This is a genomic window from Chryseobacterium sp. AC417, assembly GCF_979258215.1.
In genome coordinates, this window is the sequence record NZ_OZ409845.1 from 1,398,915 (window position 1) to 1,413,912 (window position 14,998).

At 35.5% G+C, this 14,998-nt stretch carries 19 protein-coding genes; 5 read left to right on the forward strand and 14 right to left on the reverse strand.

All coding sequences use genetic code 11. From position 1 onward, the window contains the following. Window positions 1-40: 40 nt before the first annotated feature. Window positions 41-1,240, reverse strand: coding sequence for a metallophosphoesterase family protein (locus ACZZ9T_RS06785; RefSeq protein ID WP_463441428.1), 1,200 nt, complete (start codon window positions 1,238-1,240; stop codon window positions 41-43). After that, window positions 1,237-1,389 carry a hypothetical protein gene (locus ACZZ9T_RS06790; RefSeq protein ID WP_463430653.1) on the reverse strand — a complete coding sequence of 51 codons (153 nt, stop codon included), beginning with the start codon at window positions 1,387-1,389 and terminating at the stop codon, window positions 1,237-1,239. The genes ACZZ9T_RS06785 and ACZZ9T_RS06790 overlap by 4 nt, the downstream gene beginning before the upstream one ends. 121 nt (window positions 1,390-1,510) lie before the next feature. On the opposite strand from ACZZ9T_RS06790, the gene ACZZ9T_RS06795 reads away from it, so the two are divergent. Next, complete coding sequence (locus tag ACZZ9T_RS06795; RefSeq protein WP_463441429.1) at window positions 1,511-1,762, forward strand: VF530 family protein; 252 nt, start codon at window positions 1,511-1,513, stop codon at window positions 1,760-1,762. 112 nt (window positions 1,763-1,874) lie between these two features. After that, the gene (locus ACZZ9T_RS06800; RefSeq protein WP_463441430.1) at window positions 1,875-2,375 is read left to right on the forward strand and encodes an FKBP-type peptidyl-prolyl cis-trans isomerase; all 501 of its coding nucleotides are present in this window, start codon (window positions 1,875-1,877) and stop codon (window positions 2,373-2,375) included. Window positions 2,376-2,445: 70 nt separating this feature from the next. On the opposite strand, the gene ACZZ9T_RS06805 is transcribed toward ACZZ9T_RS06800, so the two are convergent. From ACZZ9T_RS06805 to ACZZ9T_RS06815, 3 genes are all read right to left on the reverse strand, one after another. Next, window positions 2,446-2,823: a YchJ family protein gene (locus ACZZ9T_RS06805; RefSeq protein WP_463441431.1), complete on the reverse strand. Its 378-nt coding sequence runs from the start codon at window positions 2,821-2,823 to the stop codon at window positions 2,446-2,448. A 20-nt stretch (window positions 2,824-2,843) separates the two neighbouring features. Next, the gene (locus ACZZ9T_RS06810) at window positions 2,844-3,182 is read right to left on the reverse strand and encodes a superinfection immunity protein (protein WP_463441432.1); all 339 of its coding nucleotides are present in this window, start codon (window positions 3,180-3,182) and stop codon (window positions 2,844-2,846) included. Window positions 3,183-3,314: 132 nt separating this feature from the next. Then, window positions 3,315-5,456 carry a M3 family metallopeptidase gene (locus ACZZ9T_RS06815; protein ID WP_463441433.1) on the reverse strand — a complete coding sequence of 714 codons (2,142 nt, stop codon included), beginning with the start codon at window positions 5,454-5,456 and terminating at the stop codon, window positions 3,315-3,317. 136 nt (window positions 5,457-5,592) lie between these two features. On the opposite strand from ACZZ9T_RS06815, the gene ACZZ9T_RS06820 reads away from it, so the two are divergent. Further along, window positions 5,593-6,393, forward strand: coding sequence for a head GIN domain-containing protein (locus ACZZ9T_RS06820; protein WP_463441434.1), 801 nt, complete (start codon window positions 5,593-5,595; stop codon window positions 6,391-6,393). Between the two features lies 1 nt (window position 6,394). Here ACZZ9T_RS06820 and ACZZ9T_RS06825 read toward each other — a convergent pair whose 3' ends face one another. From ACZZ9T_RS06825 to ACZZ9T_RS06845, 5 genes are all read right to left on the reverse strand, one after another. After that, complete coding sequence (locus ACZZ9T_RS06825; RefSeq protein WP_463441435.1) at window positions 6,395-8,281, reverse strand: monovalent cation:proton antiporter-2 (CPA2) family protein; 1,887 nt, start codon at window positions 8,279-8,281, stop codon at window positions 6,395-6,397. Further along, entirely contained in the window at window positions 8,282-8,863 is a 582-nt protein-coding gene (locus tag ACZZ9T_RS06830) for an NAD(P)H-dependent oxidoreductase (RefSeq protein WP_463441436.1), read from the reverse strand. A 190-nt stretch (window positions 8,864-9,053) separates the two neighbouring features. Next, entirely contained in the window at window positions 9,054-9,851 is a 798-nt protein-coding gene (locus ACZZ9T_RS06835; RefSeq protein WP_463441437.1) for a TPM domain-containing protein, read from the reverse strand. Further along, window positions 9,832-10,260, reverse strand: a complete 429-nt coding sequence (locus ACZZ9T_RS06840) for a TPM domain-containing protein (protein ID WP_463441438.1) — start codon at window positions 10,258-10,260, stop codon at window positions 9,832-9,834. The genes ACZZ9T_RS06835 and ACZZ9T_RS06840 overlap by 20 nt, the downstream gene beginning before the upstream one ends. Beyond that, window positions 10,260-10,868: a LemA family protein gene (locus tag ACZZ9T_RS06845; RefSeq protein WP_463441439.1), complete on the reverse strand. Its 609-nt coding sequence runs from the start codon at window positions 10,866-10,868 to the stop codon at window positions 10,260-10,262. The genes ACZZ9T_RS06840 and ACZZ9T_RS06845 overlap by 1 nt, the downstream gene beginning before the upstream one ends. A gap of 168 nt (window positions 10,869-11,036) precedes the next feature. On the opposite strand from ACZZ9T_RS06845, the gene ACZZ9T_RS06850 reads away from it, so the two are divergent. After that, window positions 11,037-11,537: a dihydrofolate reductase gene (locus ACZZ9T_RS06850; RefSeq protein ID WP_463441440.1), complete on the forward strand. Its 501-nt coding sequence runs from the start codon at window positions 11,037-11,039 to the stop codon at window positions 11,535-11,537. Between the two features lie 69 nt (window positions 11,538-11,606). Further along, on the forward strand, window positions 11,607-12,173 hold the full coding sequence (locus ACZZ9T_RS06855) for a DUF2892 domain-containing protein (protein ID WP_463430679.1): 567 nt from the start codon (window positions 11,607-11,609) through the stop codon (window positions 12,171-12,173). Window positions 12,174-12,244: 71 nt separating this feature from the next. Here the strand turns inward: ACZZ9T_RS06855 and ACZZ9T_RS06860 are convergent, their stop codons facing one another. The 4 genes from ACZZ9T_RS06860 to ACZZ9T_RS06875 all read right to left on the reverse strand — a co-directional run bounded on the left by ACZZ9T_RS06860 (window position 12,245) and on the right by ACZZ9T_RS06875 (window position 14,862). Continuing rightward, window positions 12,245-12,877 carry a trimeric intracellular cation channel family protein gene (locus tag ACZZ9T_RS06860; RefSeq protein ID WP_463441441.1) on the reverse strand — a complete coding sequence of 211 codons (633 nt, stop codon included), beginning with the start codon at window positions 12,875-12,877 and terminating at the stop codon, window positions 12,245-12,247. 55 nt (window positions 12,878-12,932) lie between these two features. Then, window positions 12,933-13,292, reverse strand: a complete 360-nt coding sequence (locus tag ACZZ9T_RS06865) for a four helix bundle protein (RefSeq protein WP_463441442.1) — start codon at window positions 13,290-13,292, stop codon at window positions 12,933-12,935. A 40-nt stretch (window positions 13,293-13,332) separates the two neighbouring features. Beyond that, window positions 13,333-13,800, reverse strand: a complete 468-nt coding sequence (coaD, locus tag ACZZ9T_RS06870; protein WP_463441443.1) for a pantetheine-phosphate adenylyltransferase — start codon at window positions 13,798-13,800, stop codon at window positions 13,333-13,335. Between the two features lie 72 nt (window positions 13,801-13,872). Further along, entirely contained in the window at window positions 13,873-14,862 is a 990-nt protein-coding gene (locus ACZZ9T_RS06875; protein ID WP_463441444.1) for a D-alanine--D-alanine ligase, read from the reverse strand. Between the last annotated feature and the right edge of the window lie 136 nt (window positions 14,863-14,998).

Below are 14,998 nucleotides of genomic sequence, written 5' to 3' on the forward strand. Positions count from 1 at the left end.
TGTTGGTTGGAGGGTTTTGGTTTATAGAGTGAGATTTTTGCTACGTGAGTTCTTTGAAGATCTGCATCAGGTCTTCATTCGGTTCCTGACCTTGATTTTTAGACTTAAAATAATCTTTAAACAATGCCTGAATGTCCTGGTTCAAATTAATTTCGCTCAGTTGATTTTCAGTAAAATTCTGACTTTTTACTTTCGGAATCAAATGTACAATTCCACCGTGAGATTGGTAAATCTGTTTTGTTTCTTCTGATTTTGGAAAAGTTTCGCTTTCTAAAGTGAGTTCGACCAAAGTATTTGGATTTTCCTGAAGCCATTCAATCGTTTTTTCAACAGAATCAAATGTTTTTCTGACCAATGATTTTCCTTTTTTTAAGGCAATTTTTTCAAATGAAACAGGTTGATTGGGCTTGGCTTCAATCATGGAAACATATTTTGTTTGTCCTGCCTCACTAAAACTGTAGCACAAAGGCGAAGATGAATAAATAACAGGTTTTTCAGCGGTTCCTATATTTTGAAATCTGTGTAAATGCCCTAAAGCCGTATACTGAATCTGCTCAGGAATGATATCCGACCAAATTAAATCTGCGTTTCCGATTTTGATCGGTTTTTCACCTTCCGGTTCTTCCAGAATAGGAGCACCTTTTTTGTTCATGTACAAATGTGCCATTAAAAGATTAACGCCGTCTTCATTACAAAACTCATCTGCAATTTGTTTCCAGTTTTCTCTTAAAACATTGTTCAGATTTTCTTCTTTGCTTTCACCAAAATATTCTTTTAAACGAATTTCATTCGCATAAGGTGTATGTAAAATTCTAAGAGGGAAATTGTGGTTTTTAAATTCCAGTTCAATAAAGCCTGCTGCAGCCTTAGAAATTTTAAAATGTTCAAGTTCAAACGGAGTAATATCCGCTTTCGGGTGACCGATTAAAATAATTCCGCATTCTCTTGCCAAAGGGTTTGGAGCATCAATCAGACTGGGCGAATCATGGTTTCCGGAAATAGCGATAACAGGACGTTTTCCGTTCAGTGATAAACGTTTCAGAGTTTTATAAAAAAGTTCTGTAGCTTCAACGCTCGGATTGAAATTATCAAATAAATCTCCTGCAATCAAAACCAAATCAGCATTTTGTTCGTCAGCAATTTCTATTATTTCGTTCATCACCAAAACCTGTTCTTCCAGTCTTGAAAAACGATCGAGACGTTTACCCAAATGCCAATCGGCGGTGTGGAGGATTTTCATAGTTTACTATTGGCTTCTTTTGCTTTAAAATCTTCTCGAATTTGTTTTAAACGTGCTTTTCTTTCTGCTTCCGCATTTTGTATTTTACGTTTTTTCTGATCGATTTTATCTTTGTTTTTTTTTCTGTTCGCTTCGTTATTTTTGCCCATATTTTTTTTTCGCAACGAGTGATTTTACAGGTAAGAAATACCTTTATCAAAAATACTAAAGATTAGGAGTATAAACAATTTTAGTCGTAAAGTCTGATAAAATATTTAATTTTACTGCGTTATGGAAGAAAAATCAAAAGATCCGCTTCACGGAAAAAGACTTGATGCGATTCTTGAAGAATTGGTAGAATATTATCAGGGCTTTGAAAAACTGGGCGAACAAATTAATATCAAATGTTTTACAGATAATCCGAGCGTTAATTCTTCGCTAAAGTTTTTACGCAAAACTGATTGGGCAAGAACCAAAGTGGAGAGCTTATATCTCTACGTTCTGAGACAGAAAAAAAGAAACGAAGCTAAAGGTGGAAACTAAAACAAAATTTGTTTTCGTAATATTCCGTTAATGGAATTCCTCGTTCAATGATATTAAAAATAGTATATTTGTGCCGTTAATCGTGAAAAACATCACGAAAAAAAGAAAAAATATGACAATTGATCAGAAACACGTTGTGGCTGTAAGTTACATACTTCACACCATTGAAGAGGACGGAAGCAAGATTCTTGTAGAAGAAACGACAGCAGAAAATCCGCTTACATTCTTATACGGTTTGGGAATGATGATTCCAAAATTCGAACAAAATATTCTTGGTTTAAAAGTTGGTGATAAAGCAGCTTTTGTCATTCAGCCGGAAGAAGCATACGGTGAGAAAGATCCGGAAGCAATCGCACAATTGCCGATTGATATGTTCAAAGAAGCAGGAACTCCGCCTTTGGGAGCTATTTTGCCTTTAACGGATAATGAAGGGAATAATTTTCAGGCATTTGTAGTAGAAGTTACTCCTGAAGCTGTAATTGCAGACCTTAACCATCCGATGGCAGGGAAAGTTTTAGATTTTCAGGTGGAAATTTTAAACACCCGTCCTGCAACAGAAGAGGAGTTGGCTCATGGTCACGCTCATGGAGTTGACGGTAATGAAGCTCACTAACAATATTTGAATAATACAAATGTCCGGATTTTTTCCGGACATTTTTTTTGAGTAAATTTTAATGATGATCTCAATCTAAAAACTTTCCCGAAACATAATACCACCGTTCATTTATTTTTTTAAACATTGAAAACTCGTGATGAATTTGTGATTCTCCGTCTTCATTGTTGTAAAACGCTTTAAATTCTACCTGATGTAAATCGGCCGTTTCTATAATTTCCAGTTTCGTCCATTCATTGATTTCTCCCCATTCCTGGAAATCTTTTTTGTTGTGAAATTTTCTTTTTTCAGGAAGAGTTGTTTCCATTAAATATTCTCCGTTAGGAATCGCAAATGCAGAAAATCTGGAACGCATGAGTGCTTCTGCAGTTGGTGCATGTTTTTTTCCTGTGTGATAAGGTTTGCAGCATTCTTCGTAGGATTTTCCGGAGCAACAGGGACAGTTCATATTCTATTTAGTTACAAAAGTTAACTGAATAATTTGTTTTTTTGGTTTGTGAATTCTTCATTAGTTATTATACCTTTCTCATGAAGTGCACTTAGTTGAGTCAATTGATCAATAGTAGAATTGTAATTTTGAGAGTGATCAGAATTAATAATTATTTGTTGATTGGATAAAGCCCAAACCAATGCAGCTACCCACCCAATTAATGACCAGCCTAAAAATAAATTTAATGCGAAGATTGCTCCGGCATTTGTTTTTTTTCTGTTATATGCTATAAATGTTGGGATAAAATAAGGGACAACAAGTAATAATAAAATTAAAATATGTTGCCAAGAGATAATTAAAAATAGTAAAGAAGTCATAGGGAGTATAAATTTTATTTCATGACAAATATATTTATTTCTCAAACATAACAATCTTATTTCTTCTGAAATAGTATGATTGAATTAGAAGTTAAATAAAAGAAGCACTCAATAATGAATGCTTCCTAAAAATTATTTAATGAAACCTCGGTTTCTCAATAAAGGTTTGATATCAGGATCATGTCCTGTAAAATCTCTGAAGGCCTGATTCAGATCAACAGAATTTCCTACAGACAAAATATATTTTCTGAATCGGTCACCGTTTTCTCTGGTCAACCCGCCATTTTTTGAAATCCATTCCCACGCATCGCTGTCTAAAGTTTCAGACCATAAATAAGCGTAATATCCTGCAGAATAACCACCTCCCCAAATGTGTGCAAAATAAGGAGTATGATATCTTGGCGGAACAGTTGATAAAGTAAATCCGTGGTTGACTAGAGATTGCTTTTCAAAATCTAAAACCGGAAGTAATTGACTTTCATTGGTTACAGAATGCCAATCCATATCCAAAGCAGCTGCAGAAACCAATTCGGAAGTCATATAACCCTGATTGAAGGTTGCTGCATTCTTTATTTTATCAACCAAATCCTGAGGAATGGGTTGTTTCGTTTCGTAATGAATTGCATAATTTTTCAGAACCACAGGATCTAAAGCCCAGTGTTCGTTAATCTGCGACGGAAATTCCACAAAATCTCTAGGAACATTGGTTCCTGAAAGGGAAGGATATTTTTGGTTTGCAAACATTCCGTGGATAGAATGACCAAACTCATGGAAAATAGTGGTTACATCATCATAACTGATTAAAGAAGGTTTTCCCGGAGCAGGTTTTTGATAATTGTAGCAGTTAACGATCACTGGTTTTGTACCTAAAAGATAAGACTGCTCAACGAAATTACTCATCCATGCACCCCCATTTTTAGAATCTCTTGTGTAGAAGTCAAGATAATAAATTGCTAAAGATTTTCCATCGTGGTCGAACACTTCGTACGTCACCACATCAGGATGATAAACGGGAAGGTCTGTTCTCTTTTTGAAAGTCAGTCCGTAGAATTTTTCAGCAGCAAAGAAAACACCTTTTTCCAAAACCGTTGTGATTTCAAAATATGGTTTGATCTGGTTTTCATCTAAATCAAATTTGGCTTTTCGCACTTGTTCAGCATAGAAATTCCAGTCCCAAGGCTCCAGTTTAAAACCACCTTTTTGCTGATCAATCAAATCCTGAATATCTTTTGCTTCACGTCTCGCCGTTTCTACAGCCGGAGTTGCCAGTTGATTCATCAATTTTACAGCTGCTTCAGGGTTTTTAGCCATCTGATCTTGCAATTTCCATTCTGCGAAGCTTTTTTTACCTAAAATCTGTGCTTTTTTCAGTCTTAATTTCGCCAGTTTTTCAATGGTCTCTCTCGTGTCACTGTTTCCGCCTTTTTCCGCTCTCATCCATGAAGCTTTAAACACTTTTTCACGAGTTGCTCGGTTGGTTAAGTTTTGTAAAACAGGTTGTTGGGTTGTGTTTTGAAGAGCTAAAAGATATTTACCATCTTTGCCTGCGGCTTTGGCATCAGCTGCAGCGGCTGCTATTTCGTCAGCCGATAATCCGTCTAGTTCTTTTACATTGTCGATGATAATTCCGCCTTCCTTTCTTGCTTCAAGCAGTTTGTTGGAATATTGTGTGGACAATGAAGCCATTTCCTGATTGATCTGCTTCAGTTTTTCTTTGTCGGCTGCAGAAAGATTTGCGCCAGCAATTTCAAAATTCTGCTTATAAAACTGCAATAATCTTTTGCTTTCCGAATCTAAACCATTATCTGAAATTGCTTTTATTCTTGTATATAAATTTTCATTCAGATATAATTTATCAGAATGCGCCGCAAAAATAGGCGCAAATTCTTCGTCCAAAGCCTGTAAAGTTGGGTTTGTATTCGCACCTGTCAGGTTTGAAAAAACGGTTACAGCTCTTTTTAAAATTTCACCGCTTTTTTCTAAAGCGACAATGGTGTTTTCAAAAGTTGCTGTTTCAGAATTGTTTGCGATTTTCAGAATTTCTGCATCGTGCTGTTTTAAACCAAACTCAAAAGCTGGTTTGAAATGTTCGTTTTTAATTTTATCAAATTCCGGAGCTTCGTACTGAAGCTTGCTTTTTTTCATAAACGGATTCGAAGAAAGTGAAGAATCCGGTACAGGAATTTCCTGTTTGATATCGTTTGTTTTCATGGTGGTACACGAGTAATTAAATGCCAAAGCAGAAATTAACAATACTGATGAAATGTTTTTCATATACAGTCTTTTATTGTTTTTGTTATTCATATTCAGTCTCTTATATATTTACTTATTGTTAGTTGTAAGAGATTTCATAAATTAGTTGTTATTAAAGTATAAAGATATTAAAAACTAATCTTCTAAACATCAAAACATGAAATGTACTACAATTTTACTTCTTTCCGGCTTGGTTATTTTATCCGCCTGCAACGAAAAGTCTGAAAAATCAAAATGGCTTCCCGATATCACGAATGAAGATCACGGACCTTTAAAACAAAAAGAATTCAGCGGTGATTTTGAAGAGATTGAAGTTTCTCAGGCGATCGAAGCTGAAATTATAAAATCTGATGTAGAAAAAGTAGTGATTTCTGCACCGGCAAATATCATCGATGAAGTTCTGGTTGATCGTAATGGTGGTGAACTTCATATACATTACAAAACAGGATTCCGGGTGATGAATACGAATAATGTAAAAGCGAAAATATATGCTAAAGATTTTAAAAAGCTGGAAGCAAATTCTGCAGCAATTATAGTGGTCAGAGATCAATTTACCCAAGATAAAACGGATGTGGAGATTTCAAGTGCGGGACATATTTCCGGGAAACTTGAAGCCAATGAACTGGATATTGATGCAGGAAGCAGCGGAACTTTTAAGGGAAATATCTGGGCTGTCAATCTCAATGTTGAAACCTCTTCAGCAGGAGGAGTAGCTATTTCCGGAAAAGCTGAAAATGCAAATCTCAATTCTTCTTCGGGAAGTAATATTTCTGCAGGCGAAGTGGTTGCTAAAAATGTGAAAGCTGAAGCTTCTAGCGGTTCTACCGTTGATATCGGCGTTTCAACAAAATTTGAAGGGCATGCATCTTCCGGTGGAAGCGTGAACGGAATCAAAAAAGGAAATGTAAATACGGTGAACAAAGAAGAAAACAGTGGTGGAAGCGTTTCTTTGCAGTAGATTAATATTTGGTTTCGTCATCGTCTTCTTCGGCAGATGATGATGAACCTTCCCAGTTTTTACCATCAAAATTGAGATTGTCGTAAGCCAATAATTCCTCCTCTCTCTGGAGGATTTCTTTTGTGGTAAACAGGCGGATTTCATCGTCGTCATCAGCTTTTGCCAATTTTCTTATGGAAGCTTTGTCAATCGCCATAAAACGCTGACCGAGACGTCTCGCTGCATATTTTCGCATTCCTGTTTCGTGAAGTACATCAACTGCCATATCTACGGCGGTTCCTAAAGTTTCGCGGTAAATATTATCAATACCATTATTTAAATAAGAGTAAGCATCAATTCTGTTTTTTGCACGAACAAAAATTTTCACGGCAGGATAATGTTCGCTCACCAGTTCTGCAATGAATTTATTGTCACCCGAATTATCCAAACAAAGCAGTAAAATTTTCGCATCTTCAATTCCGGCAGCTCTCAAGACAGGAATTCTGGTGGCATCCCCGTAATATACTTTGAAACCATAGTCTCTCAGAAGTTTTACCCGGTCAGAATCTCTGTCGAGAACAGTTGCAGTAATTTTATTTGCTTTTAAAAGGCGTCCTACTGTACTTCCAAAGTGACCGAAACCAACGATAATGATTTTCTTTTGTGCAATATTATTGTCGAGAATATTGAAGTCACTTTGCTCATCCGGTATTTTTTTTATAAATCTTGGTGTGATGATTTTGTCGTTTATAATTAAAAGAAACGGAGTAATACACATTGTAATTGCTGTTACAGCCATCATCTGAGCATTTAATTCTGCTCCGAAAAGGTATAAATCAGATCCGTAATTAATCAATACAAAAGCAAATTCACCAACCTGCGAAAGTGCAAATGCATAGAATAAGCCTTGAGGATTATCCAATTTAAAAAACTTTCCTATTGCAAATAGAACGGCAAATTTTACAGAAAGAACAGCAAATACTGTCGTGAAAATAAACAATGGATCGTCTGCAATCACATTAAAATTCATTGTAGAGCCTACGCTTACAAAGAAAACGGCAAGCAGTAATCCTTTGAACGGATCAATCTGCGCTTCCAGCTCATGACGAAATTCGCTATTTGCCAACATGACTCCCGCAAGGAAAGCTCCGAGTGCAGGAGACAGCCCGATAGAAATCATCAGTTCTGAAACTCCAATTACTAAAAATAGGGAAGAAGCAGTGAGCAATTCGGTCATTCCTGCTTTTGAAACATATCTTAAAAAAGGTACAAAAACATATCTTCCTAATAAAATCAGGATAATTACTCCCATTATTACAGTTCCTGCCTGAAGCCATTCCGGAAGTTTTTGAATTAAAACCTGTACTTCATTTTCATTATGACTGACTTTAGAATGAGCAAGTAATGGTAATATCGCCAAAATAGGAATCACCGCAATATCCTGAAACAGCAATGTTGAAAAAGATGCTTCGCCGGCAACAGTTTTAAAATTATCTTTTTCCTGTAAGGTCTGAAGAACGATCGCAGTAGAAGAAAGTGCAAAACACATTGCAATCGCAATCGCTTTATCGGTTTTCCATCCAAAAGTGACAAATATGAGAAAGAGAAGGAGAATTGTCAGCACCATTTGTGTCATTCCGAGTCCGAGAATTTTCTTTCGCATGCCCCAGAATTTCCTGGGTTCTAATTCAAGTCCTACCAAAAATAAAAGCATGATAACACCAAATTCGCTGGCGTGCATAATATCGTCAACGTCTTTTCCTGTGAGTTTAAGAGCATAAGGTCCAATAATAATCCCACCTAAGATATAGCCGATAACCGAACTTAACCCCAATTTTCTCGCCAGCGGAACCATGATAATGGCAACGCCCAGAAAAAGAAGGGTATTCATGGCTAAGGTAGGTTCCATTTATTGATCTAAGAGTTTAGCAAATTTTTGTTTGTGTAAAATAATTTCCTTTTTAGAAAGTTTATTGGCTTCATAAACAATGATAATGTCTTTTATGTTGGCTTTAAAAACTTTTAAAGAAACAATTAATCCGCTGATGAGCTCTTCTACGGTGTAATGATAAGTTCCTTCTCTGCTGAAGGATCTTTCTTTTCCGCCAGTCGTCACGACAATATAAACTTCTTTGCCTTCCAAAGGATTTTCTTCTCCTTCGTTGAGCCAGTTTCTGTCGAAAACCTCGTCAATCCAAAGTCTTAATAGAGGTGGCATTCCAAACCAGATAATCGGAAACTGAAAGATAAATCGGTCGTAATTTTTAAGGCGTTTTCGTTCACGAAATGCAGCTATGTGAAAATCGGGATATTCTTCGTAAAGATCGCGTAAAGTAAAATGCTGATGACGAACGTAGAAGTTGATTAACTCTACATTGGAGTTTGAGTGTTCCAGATAAGGATGCGCAAAAACTACCAGCGTTTTCTTCATAGGACCTGTTTTCAGTAAATTTAATGAAAAAATATTAGATGAAAATCCTTCAAAAGACATTTTCGTTAACTTTTTAATATAGATAATTGAATTTTATGTCAGATTAAGACTTTTCAGAGTTTTTAATTTAAAAAAAAATCGGCCTGCAAATGACCGATTGTATAATTTGTTTAAATTGAATTAAGTTTTTTCCATCTGAAAAAATATTCTTGTTTGTCATTTCTTAGAATGTAGGCGCAGTATTTAAAAACTACCATCCACCAGAAGCACCACCACCTCCAAAACTTCCGCCACCACCGAAGCCTCCAAAACCGCCTCCGCCGCCTGAACTTCCGCCACCGAAACCGCCACCTCCAAAACTACCTGGGAATGGAAAGAATCCACCGGGATAATTTCTGCGTCCTCTGCGTCCCAATAGAATGTCGCCATCATCGTCACCACCACCTCTATTTCTGAAGAAGATTATGAGAATAATGAAGATAACAAATCCGATTATCAGTAATTTTGAAACGCTGGTGTCTCCGGATTTTTTTTGTTTGGCTAAAGGTTTGAATTTCCCCTGCACTGCTTCCATGATTGCAGATGTTCCGCCATTAATTCCTTCATACCATTTTCCTTGCTTGAATTTTGGAGTAACAATATAATCTAAAATCTGCCCGGCAACTGAAGCTGTTAAATATTGTTCAACGGCACGTCCTTGCTGAATTGACATGGTTCTGTCTTGAGTGGCAATCAGGAAAACCACTCCGTTATCAACATCTTTTTGCCCGATTCCCCATTTTTCACCAAACATCGTTGCAAGATAATTGATGTCTTCGCCTTTGGTTGAAGGAATGATGATGACTTCGATCTCCGTTGAGGTAGAATCTGCAAATTTGATGAGCTTATTATTGAGTTCATTTTTCTCCTGGCTAGTCAGCAAATTGCCTTCGTCATAGACAGGATATAAAACTGTAGGTTTTGCAGGAATGGTATATTGCGCCGATACAAAACTGTAAAAGCCAATAAGTAAAAATGATAACAGTATTTTAAGAGAACGTAATCTCATTGGGAAGTTCGTTGTGATTTTCTCCTTTTACAGGAAAATGTTTTTTGAGTTCGAGACCGGTTTCCAGAATGGCGCTTTTTAAAGCTTTATGATAATTGCCTTTTGCAAATTCTGAAGTGATAAAATCGTGTAGATGATCCCAATATGACTGATGTACTTTTGCATGAATGCCTGTGTCACCAATGATCGTAAGATATTTTTGTTCGAAATTAACATGAAATAACACTGCGTTTTTCTCCTTTGTCTGGTTTTTACAAAGTTTATTAAAAACCTCGAAAGCAGTTTCTGCATTATTGTTATCTGTGGTAGAATCTATATGCACTCTGATTTCTCCGGTAGAATGATCTTCTGCCGACTGAATAGCTTCCACAAGGGAAGCTATTTGTTGATCTGTAAGATACTGGCTCATTATTCTGTGAATACGTCCGGTGCTTTTTCAGCTCCTGCCGCTGCTTTAAAGTAAGGTTTCTCTTTAAAATTGGTGAAGTTTGCTAAAATATTATTCGGGAAAGTTTTGATCGATGTGTTGTAATCCTGAGCCGCACTGTTGAAATACACAGTTTCACTTCTGATGCTGTTTTCAATAGCTGTAAATTCTCTTTGGAAATTAATGTATTGCTGATCTGCTTTCAAATTGGGATAAGCTTCCACAACTGCCATCAATCTGCTTAAAGCTCCGGATAATTCTCCCTGAGCTGCCTGGAATTTTGCCAAATCAGCTTCGGTCATATTGGTTGGGTCGATGTTGATTGAGGTAGCTTTTGAACGAGCTTCCACTACTTGTGTTAAAGTTTCCTGTTCGAATTTAGAATAAGATTTTACCGTTCTTTCCAGATTAGGAATCAAGTTGGCTCTTTTCTGATATACTGTTTCTACGTTAGACCATTTTGTGTTTACATTTTGTTCTTTCGTAACAAAATTGTTGTATCCGCTTTTTCCCCAGAAAAATAATACACCAACGATGATAAGTAAAGCAATACCGATTGTTCCTGCGCTTAGGCAACCTTTGTTTTTCATAAATGAGTTTTTAATTGTTTTAATAGTTTTTTATTTAATCGAACCATTTTTCATCTCTTACTATTAATGAATCAGGTGATTTTATAAATGGCTTGTTATTTATTTTTTAATTTTATTGTGCTACCCAAATATACAAATTATGTGCTAATTTTGCAGAAAATTAATTGAATGACAACAATTGTGGTTGCAATGGGCGAAAAAAATGAGATTGGTTCTGATAATCAATTGCTTTGGCATCTTCCGAAAGATTTAAAACATTTTAAAGATCTTACATCGGGGCATCCTATCATTATGGGAAGAAAAACCTATGAGAGTATTGGGAAAGCACTCCCGAACCGCACCAATATTGTTATTTCAAAAAAGAAAAACTGGTTTGAGGAAGGAATTTTAATTGTAGGAAGTATAAAAGAGGCGGTAAAATTTGCCAAAAAAATTGATGAAAATGTGTTCATCATCGGTGGGGGAACTATCTATGAACAAACCATGGAAATCGCTGATAAATTGGAAGTTACTTTAGTGAAAACGCAATTAAATGCCGACACTTTTTTTCCTAAAATTGATTCTAAAATCTGGAAGTTATCCGAAGAAATCTGTCACGAAAAAGATGATAAAAATGAATATGACTTTTGTTTTCAGACTTATGAGAAAATACTGACCTATTCGTTGTGATAATTCTGGCTTCCAACTTTTAGCTTCTAACCTCTAAATTCTATATCTTTGCACTTCTAAATTTTAATAATGAATAAATATATAAAAATCGCAGTTGCAGCACTTCTTATTTTGGGAGGTCTTTATATGATGTTTTTCACAAGAAACTTAGGATGGGGAATTGTTATTTTCCTTTTATCTGCGTTACCAATCTTCCTTTTCTTTAAAAATGAGAATATCCTTTTGGCATTCTGGCAATTGAGAAAACAGAATATGGTAAAAGCTTCAAAATTTTTAGATAACATTACCGATTACCAATCTCAGCTTCACAAAAATCAATATGGGTATTATCATTACTTACAAGGTTTAGTTTTAGCTCAGGATCACCCGACGAAAGTTGAACCTCTGATGAAAAAGGCGTTGGAATATGGTTTAAATATGAAGCACGACAGAGCGATGGCAACTTTAAATCTGGCTGCAGGAGCAATCTCTAAAGGCAGAAGACAGGAAGGACAAAGACTTTTGGATGAAGCTAAAGCACTCGACACCGCAGGTATGATGACCGATCAGATTAAAATGATGAAAGACCAGTTGAAAATGCCGACTATGCAGAAACATATACACAATCCTCATATGAGAAACAGAGGAAAGTTTTAATAAAACAACTCATTTAAATAAAAGAGAAATGCACCAAATTGTTTGGTGCATTTTTTATTTTTTAGGCAAATCTACATTTCAGAATTACTTTCATATCCATAAAACTTAGGGATCTGCCAATGGTATTTAACGGCTAAAGTTCTCACGCTTACAATCATTAAAATCGTAAAAACTTGTATAAATGTATAAGAAAGCGCTGTAAAATGGGTAAGCAATAAAAATGTTGAACCGCCAACAATACAAGCGCTTGCATAAATTTCTTTTCTGAATATTAAAGGAATTCTGTTCAATAAAATATCCCGGATAATCCCGCCAAAACAGCCGGTTATTGTTCCCAAACCAATACAAATCAAAGGATGAATGTCTGCATTTAAACCTTTCTGTACACCGATAATCGTAAATAATCCCAAACCGAAACTGTCGAAAATAAACAAGGTGACTTTGAAATTTTTTTCCATAGATTTAAATACCATTGAAAAAATACTGGTCGCCAAAATCAACCCGCACATCAAAAGATCATGCATCCAAAAAACCGGAATATCTAAAAGTAAATCTCTCACAGTTCCGCCACCAACCGAAGTAACGAATGCAATAATCAAAACACCGAACGGATCAAGCCGCTTTTGCATCGCAGCAAAACTCCCCGACATCGCAAATGATATCGTACCGAGAATTTCTATAATGAAGTTGAGCTGTTGATGCATTTTTTATGAGTAATGGGTAATGGGTAATAAGTAATAAGTAATAAGTATAAGGTTGCTATTTTAAGTTTTGAGATAATTTAAATTTATAAGTTGTCATTACTTTTACCAGTTCTTCGCATTCTGATTTTAATTTTAATAATTCATCTGAATCTACATATTGTAATTCTTCAATAATTTCTAGCCAAAGTTGAGTTTCGTCTATTTCTTCAACGACAATGCAGATTTTAGCAAATCTTTCTTTATCCGATCTTGCTCGTGAAACTGCTCTGTAATTTGCGGCAACAGAAGTCGATGATCTGATAATTTGTCTTCTAATAATTGAAAGAGCATCAGAATAGGGTAGAGAAGATAATAATTTAATAATAGAAATCGAAAAAATTTTTGTTCGATCCCTAAAAATTTGATTAAAATCCATAAAATATCAATTGTCAGAATTGCTCATTGCCAATTACCCATTACTTATGTTCAACTCTTACTGCATCAGGAACCAATAATTCATATTCGCCGCCGTGGTTGATGATTTCTCTCACAATGCTGCTGCTGATGAATGATTTTCCTGATGAGGTCAAAAGAAAAACAGTTTCCAGTTTTTTGTGAGCTAAAGTGCGGTTGGTGTGGGCAATAGCTTTTTCAAATTCAAAATCAGCAGGATTTCTAAGACCTCTGAGAATAAACTGAGCATTTTTTTGGAAGCAGTAATCTACCGTTAAGCCTTCAAAAAAATCAACTTCTACGTTAGGAAATTCGGCTACAGAATTTTGTATGAATTCCATTCTTTTTTCAATGGGAAACATATATTTTTTCTGAGAATTTTGTCCAATGGCTATAATCACTTTATCAAATAGTGCCGCAGCTCTTTCAATAATATCGTAATGCCCTAATGTTATCGGATCAAAAGATCCCGGAAAAACAGCAATTTTCATGCGCAAATAAGTTATAAGTTTTGAGTCATCAATTATAAGTTGGTTGTAACTTTAATATCTGATTTCTAATATCTAGTTTCTCTTTTGTAAAGCTTTTTCAACTTCATTTCCGCAAAGATCTTTGATAGAAATTCCGTAGATTTTTGCCTGTTGAGGAAGGATGCTTGCTGGTGAAAACCCAGGATTGGTATTCATTTCCAACATATATGGTGTGCCATTCATCAAAATAAATTCACTTCTAGAAAAGCCGCTCATTCCTAAAGAATCGTAAGCTTTTTTTGCAATTTCTTCTACTCTTTTTGTAGTTTCGTCGTCGATTCTTGCAGGCGTAATTTCTTCTGAAGCGCCTTCGTATTTAGCTTCGTAATCGAAAAATTCATTCTGAGGAACAATTTCTGTGATTCCCAAAACGATGGTTTCGCCTTTGAAGCCAATCACACCAACTGAAACTTCCATTCCATCTAAGAAACTTTCAATTAAAATTTCATCATCTTCTTTGAACGCAATTTCGGTTGCTGCTATCAATTCAGACTTTTCTTTTACTTTAGAAATTCCTAAAGACGAACCAGACTGATTCGGTTTTACAAAAACAGGAAGACTCAGATTTTCAATGATTTCGTCAACATTAATATCTTCACCTTTTCTTAAATAAACGCTTTTAGCAGAAGGAATTCCGTATTTTGATAAAACCGCTAAAGTGTCTTTTTTATTAAACGTTAAAGCGCTCTGGTAAAAATCACAACCTGTGTAGGTTTGTCCGATTGCATCCCAATACGCTTGCAAAATTCCGTTTTCACCGGGGGTTCCATGAATGATATTGAAACAGACATCAAATTTCAAAGTTTCTTTATTGTTTAAAGTAACCGAAAAATCTCCTTTTTGAATAGGAAATTTATTTTCATTTTCATCTAAAAAATACCATTCGTCTTTCAGAATGAACACTTTGTATACATTATAAAGATCTCTGTCTAAAGAATCATAGATTAATTGTCCGCTTTTCAGAGAAACTTTATATTCATCAGAATAGCCTCCCATCACTACGGCAACATGTTTTTTGCTCATATCGGTTTGTATCAATTAAGGCAAATTTAATGAAATAATATCACGCAGGAATTGAATTTCAGAAAAATTGAAAGCAAATGCTAATTCTGTTAAATAAAAAGTGCATTCAAAAATTATTAGTTATATTTGCCGTTAT

Excerpts from the sequence above, each read along its gene's own strand:
- ACZZ9T_RS06790 (WP_463430653.1), bottom strand. The coding sequence starts at position 1,389 with ATGGGCAAAAATAACGAAGCGAACAGAAAAAAAAACAAAGATAAAATC.
- ACZZ9T_RS06810 (WP_463441432.1), bottom strand. The coding sequence starts at position 3,182 with ATGACTTCTTTACTATTTTTAATTATCTCTTGGCAACATATTTTAATT.
- ACZZ9T_RS06830 (WP_463441436.1), bottom strand. The coding sequence starts at position 8,863 with ATGTCTTTTGAAGGATTTTCATCTAATATTTTTTCATTAAATTTACTG.
- ACZZ9T_RS06845 (WP_463441439.1), bottom strand. The coding sequence starts at position 10,868 with ATGAAAAACAAAGGTTGCCTAAGCGCAGGAACAATCGGTATTGCTTTA.
- ACZZ9T_RS06805 (WP_463441431.1), bottom strand. The coding sequence starts at position 2,823 with ATGAACTGTCCCTGTTGCTCCGGAAAATCCTACGAAGAATGCTGCAAA.
- ACZZ9T_RS06835 (WP_463441437.1), bottom strand. The coding sequence starts at position 9,851 with ATGAGATTACGTTCTCTTAAAATACTGTTATCATTTTTACTTATTGGC.
- ACZZ9T_RS06840 (WP_463441438.1), bottom strand. The coding sequence starts at position 10,260 with ATGAGCCAGTATCTTACAGATCAACAAATAGCTTCCCTTGTGGAAGCT.
- ACZZ9T_RS06855 (WP_463430679.1), top strand. The coding sequence starts at position 11,607 with ATGAATAAATATATAAAAATCGCAGTTGCAGCACTTCTTATTTTGGGA.
- ACZZ9T_RS06875 (WP_463441444.1), bottom strand. The coding sequence starts at position 14,862 with ATGAGCAAAAAACATGTTGCCGTAGTGATGGGAGGCTATTCTGATGAA.
- ACZZ9T_RS06825 (WP_463441435.1), bottom strand. The coding sequence starts at position 8,281 with ATGGAACCTACCTTAGCCATGAATACCCTTCTTTTTCTGGGCGTTGCC.
- ACZZ9T_RS06785 (WP_463441428.1), bottom strand. The coding sequence starts at position 1,240 with ATGAAAATCCTCCACACCGCCGATTGGCATTTGGGTAAACGTCTCGAT.
- ACZZ9T_RS06800 (WP_463441430.1), top strand. The coding sequence starts at position 1,875 with ATGACAATTGATCAGAAACACGTTGTGGCTGTAAGTTACATACTTCAC.
- ACZZ9T_RS06850 (WP_463441440.1), top strand. The coding sequence starts at position 11,037 with ATGACAACAATTGTGGTTGCAATGGGCGAAAAAAATGAGATTGGTTCT.
- ACZZ9T_RS06795 (WP_463441429.1), top strand. The coding sequence starts at position 1,511 with ATGGAAGAAAAATCAAAAGATCCGCTTCACGGAAAAAGACTTGATGCG.
- ACZZ9T_RS06860 (WP_463441441.1), bottom strand. The coding sequence starts at position 12,877 with ATGCATCAACAGCTCAACTTCATTATAGAAATTCTCGGTACGATATCA.
- ACZZ9T_RS06865 (WP_463441442.1), bottom strand. The coding sequence starts at position 13,292 with ATGGATTTTAATCAAATTTTTAGGGATCGAACAAAAATTTTTTCGATT.
- coaD (WP_463441443.1), bottom strand. The coding sequence starts at position 13,800 with ATGAAAATTGCTGTTTTTCCGGGATCTTTTGATCCGATAACATTAGGG.
- ACZZ9T_RS06815 (WP_463441433.1), bottom strand. The coding sequence starts at position 5,456 with ATGAAAAACATTTCATCAGTATTGTTAATTTCTGCTTTGGCATTTAAT.
- ACZZ9T_RS06820 (WP_463441434.1), top strand. The coding sequence starts at position 5,593 with ATGAAATGTACTACAATTTTACTTCTTTCCGGCTTGGTTATTTTATCC.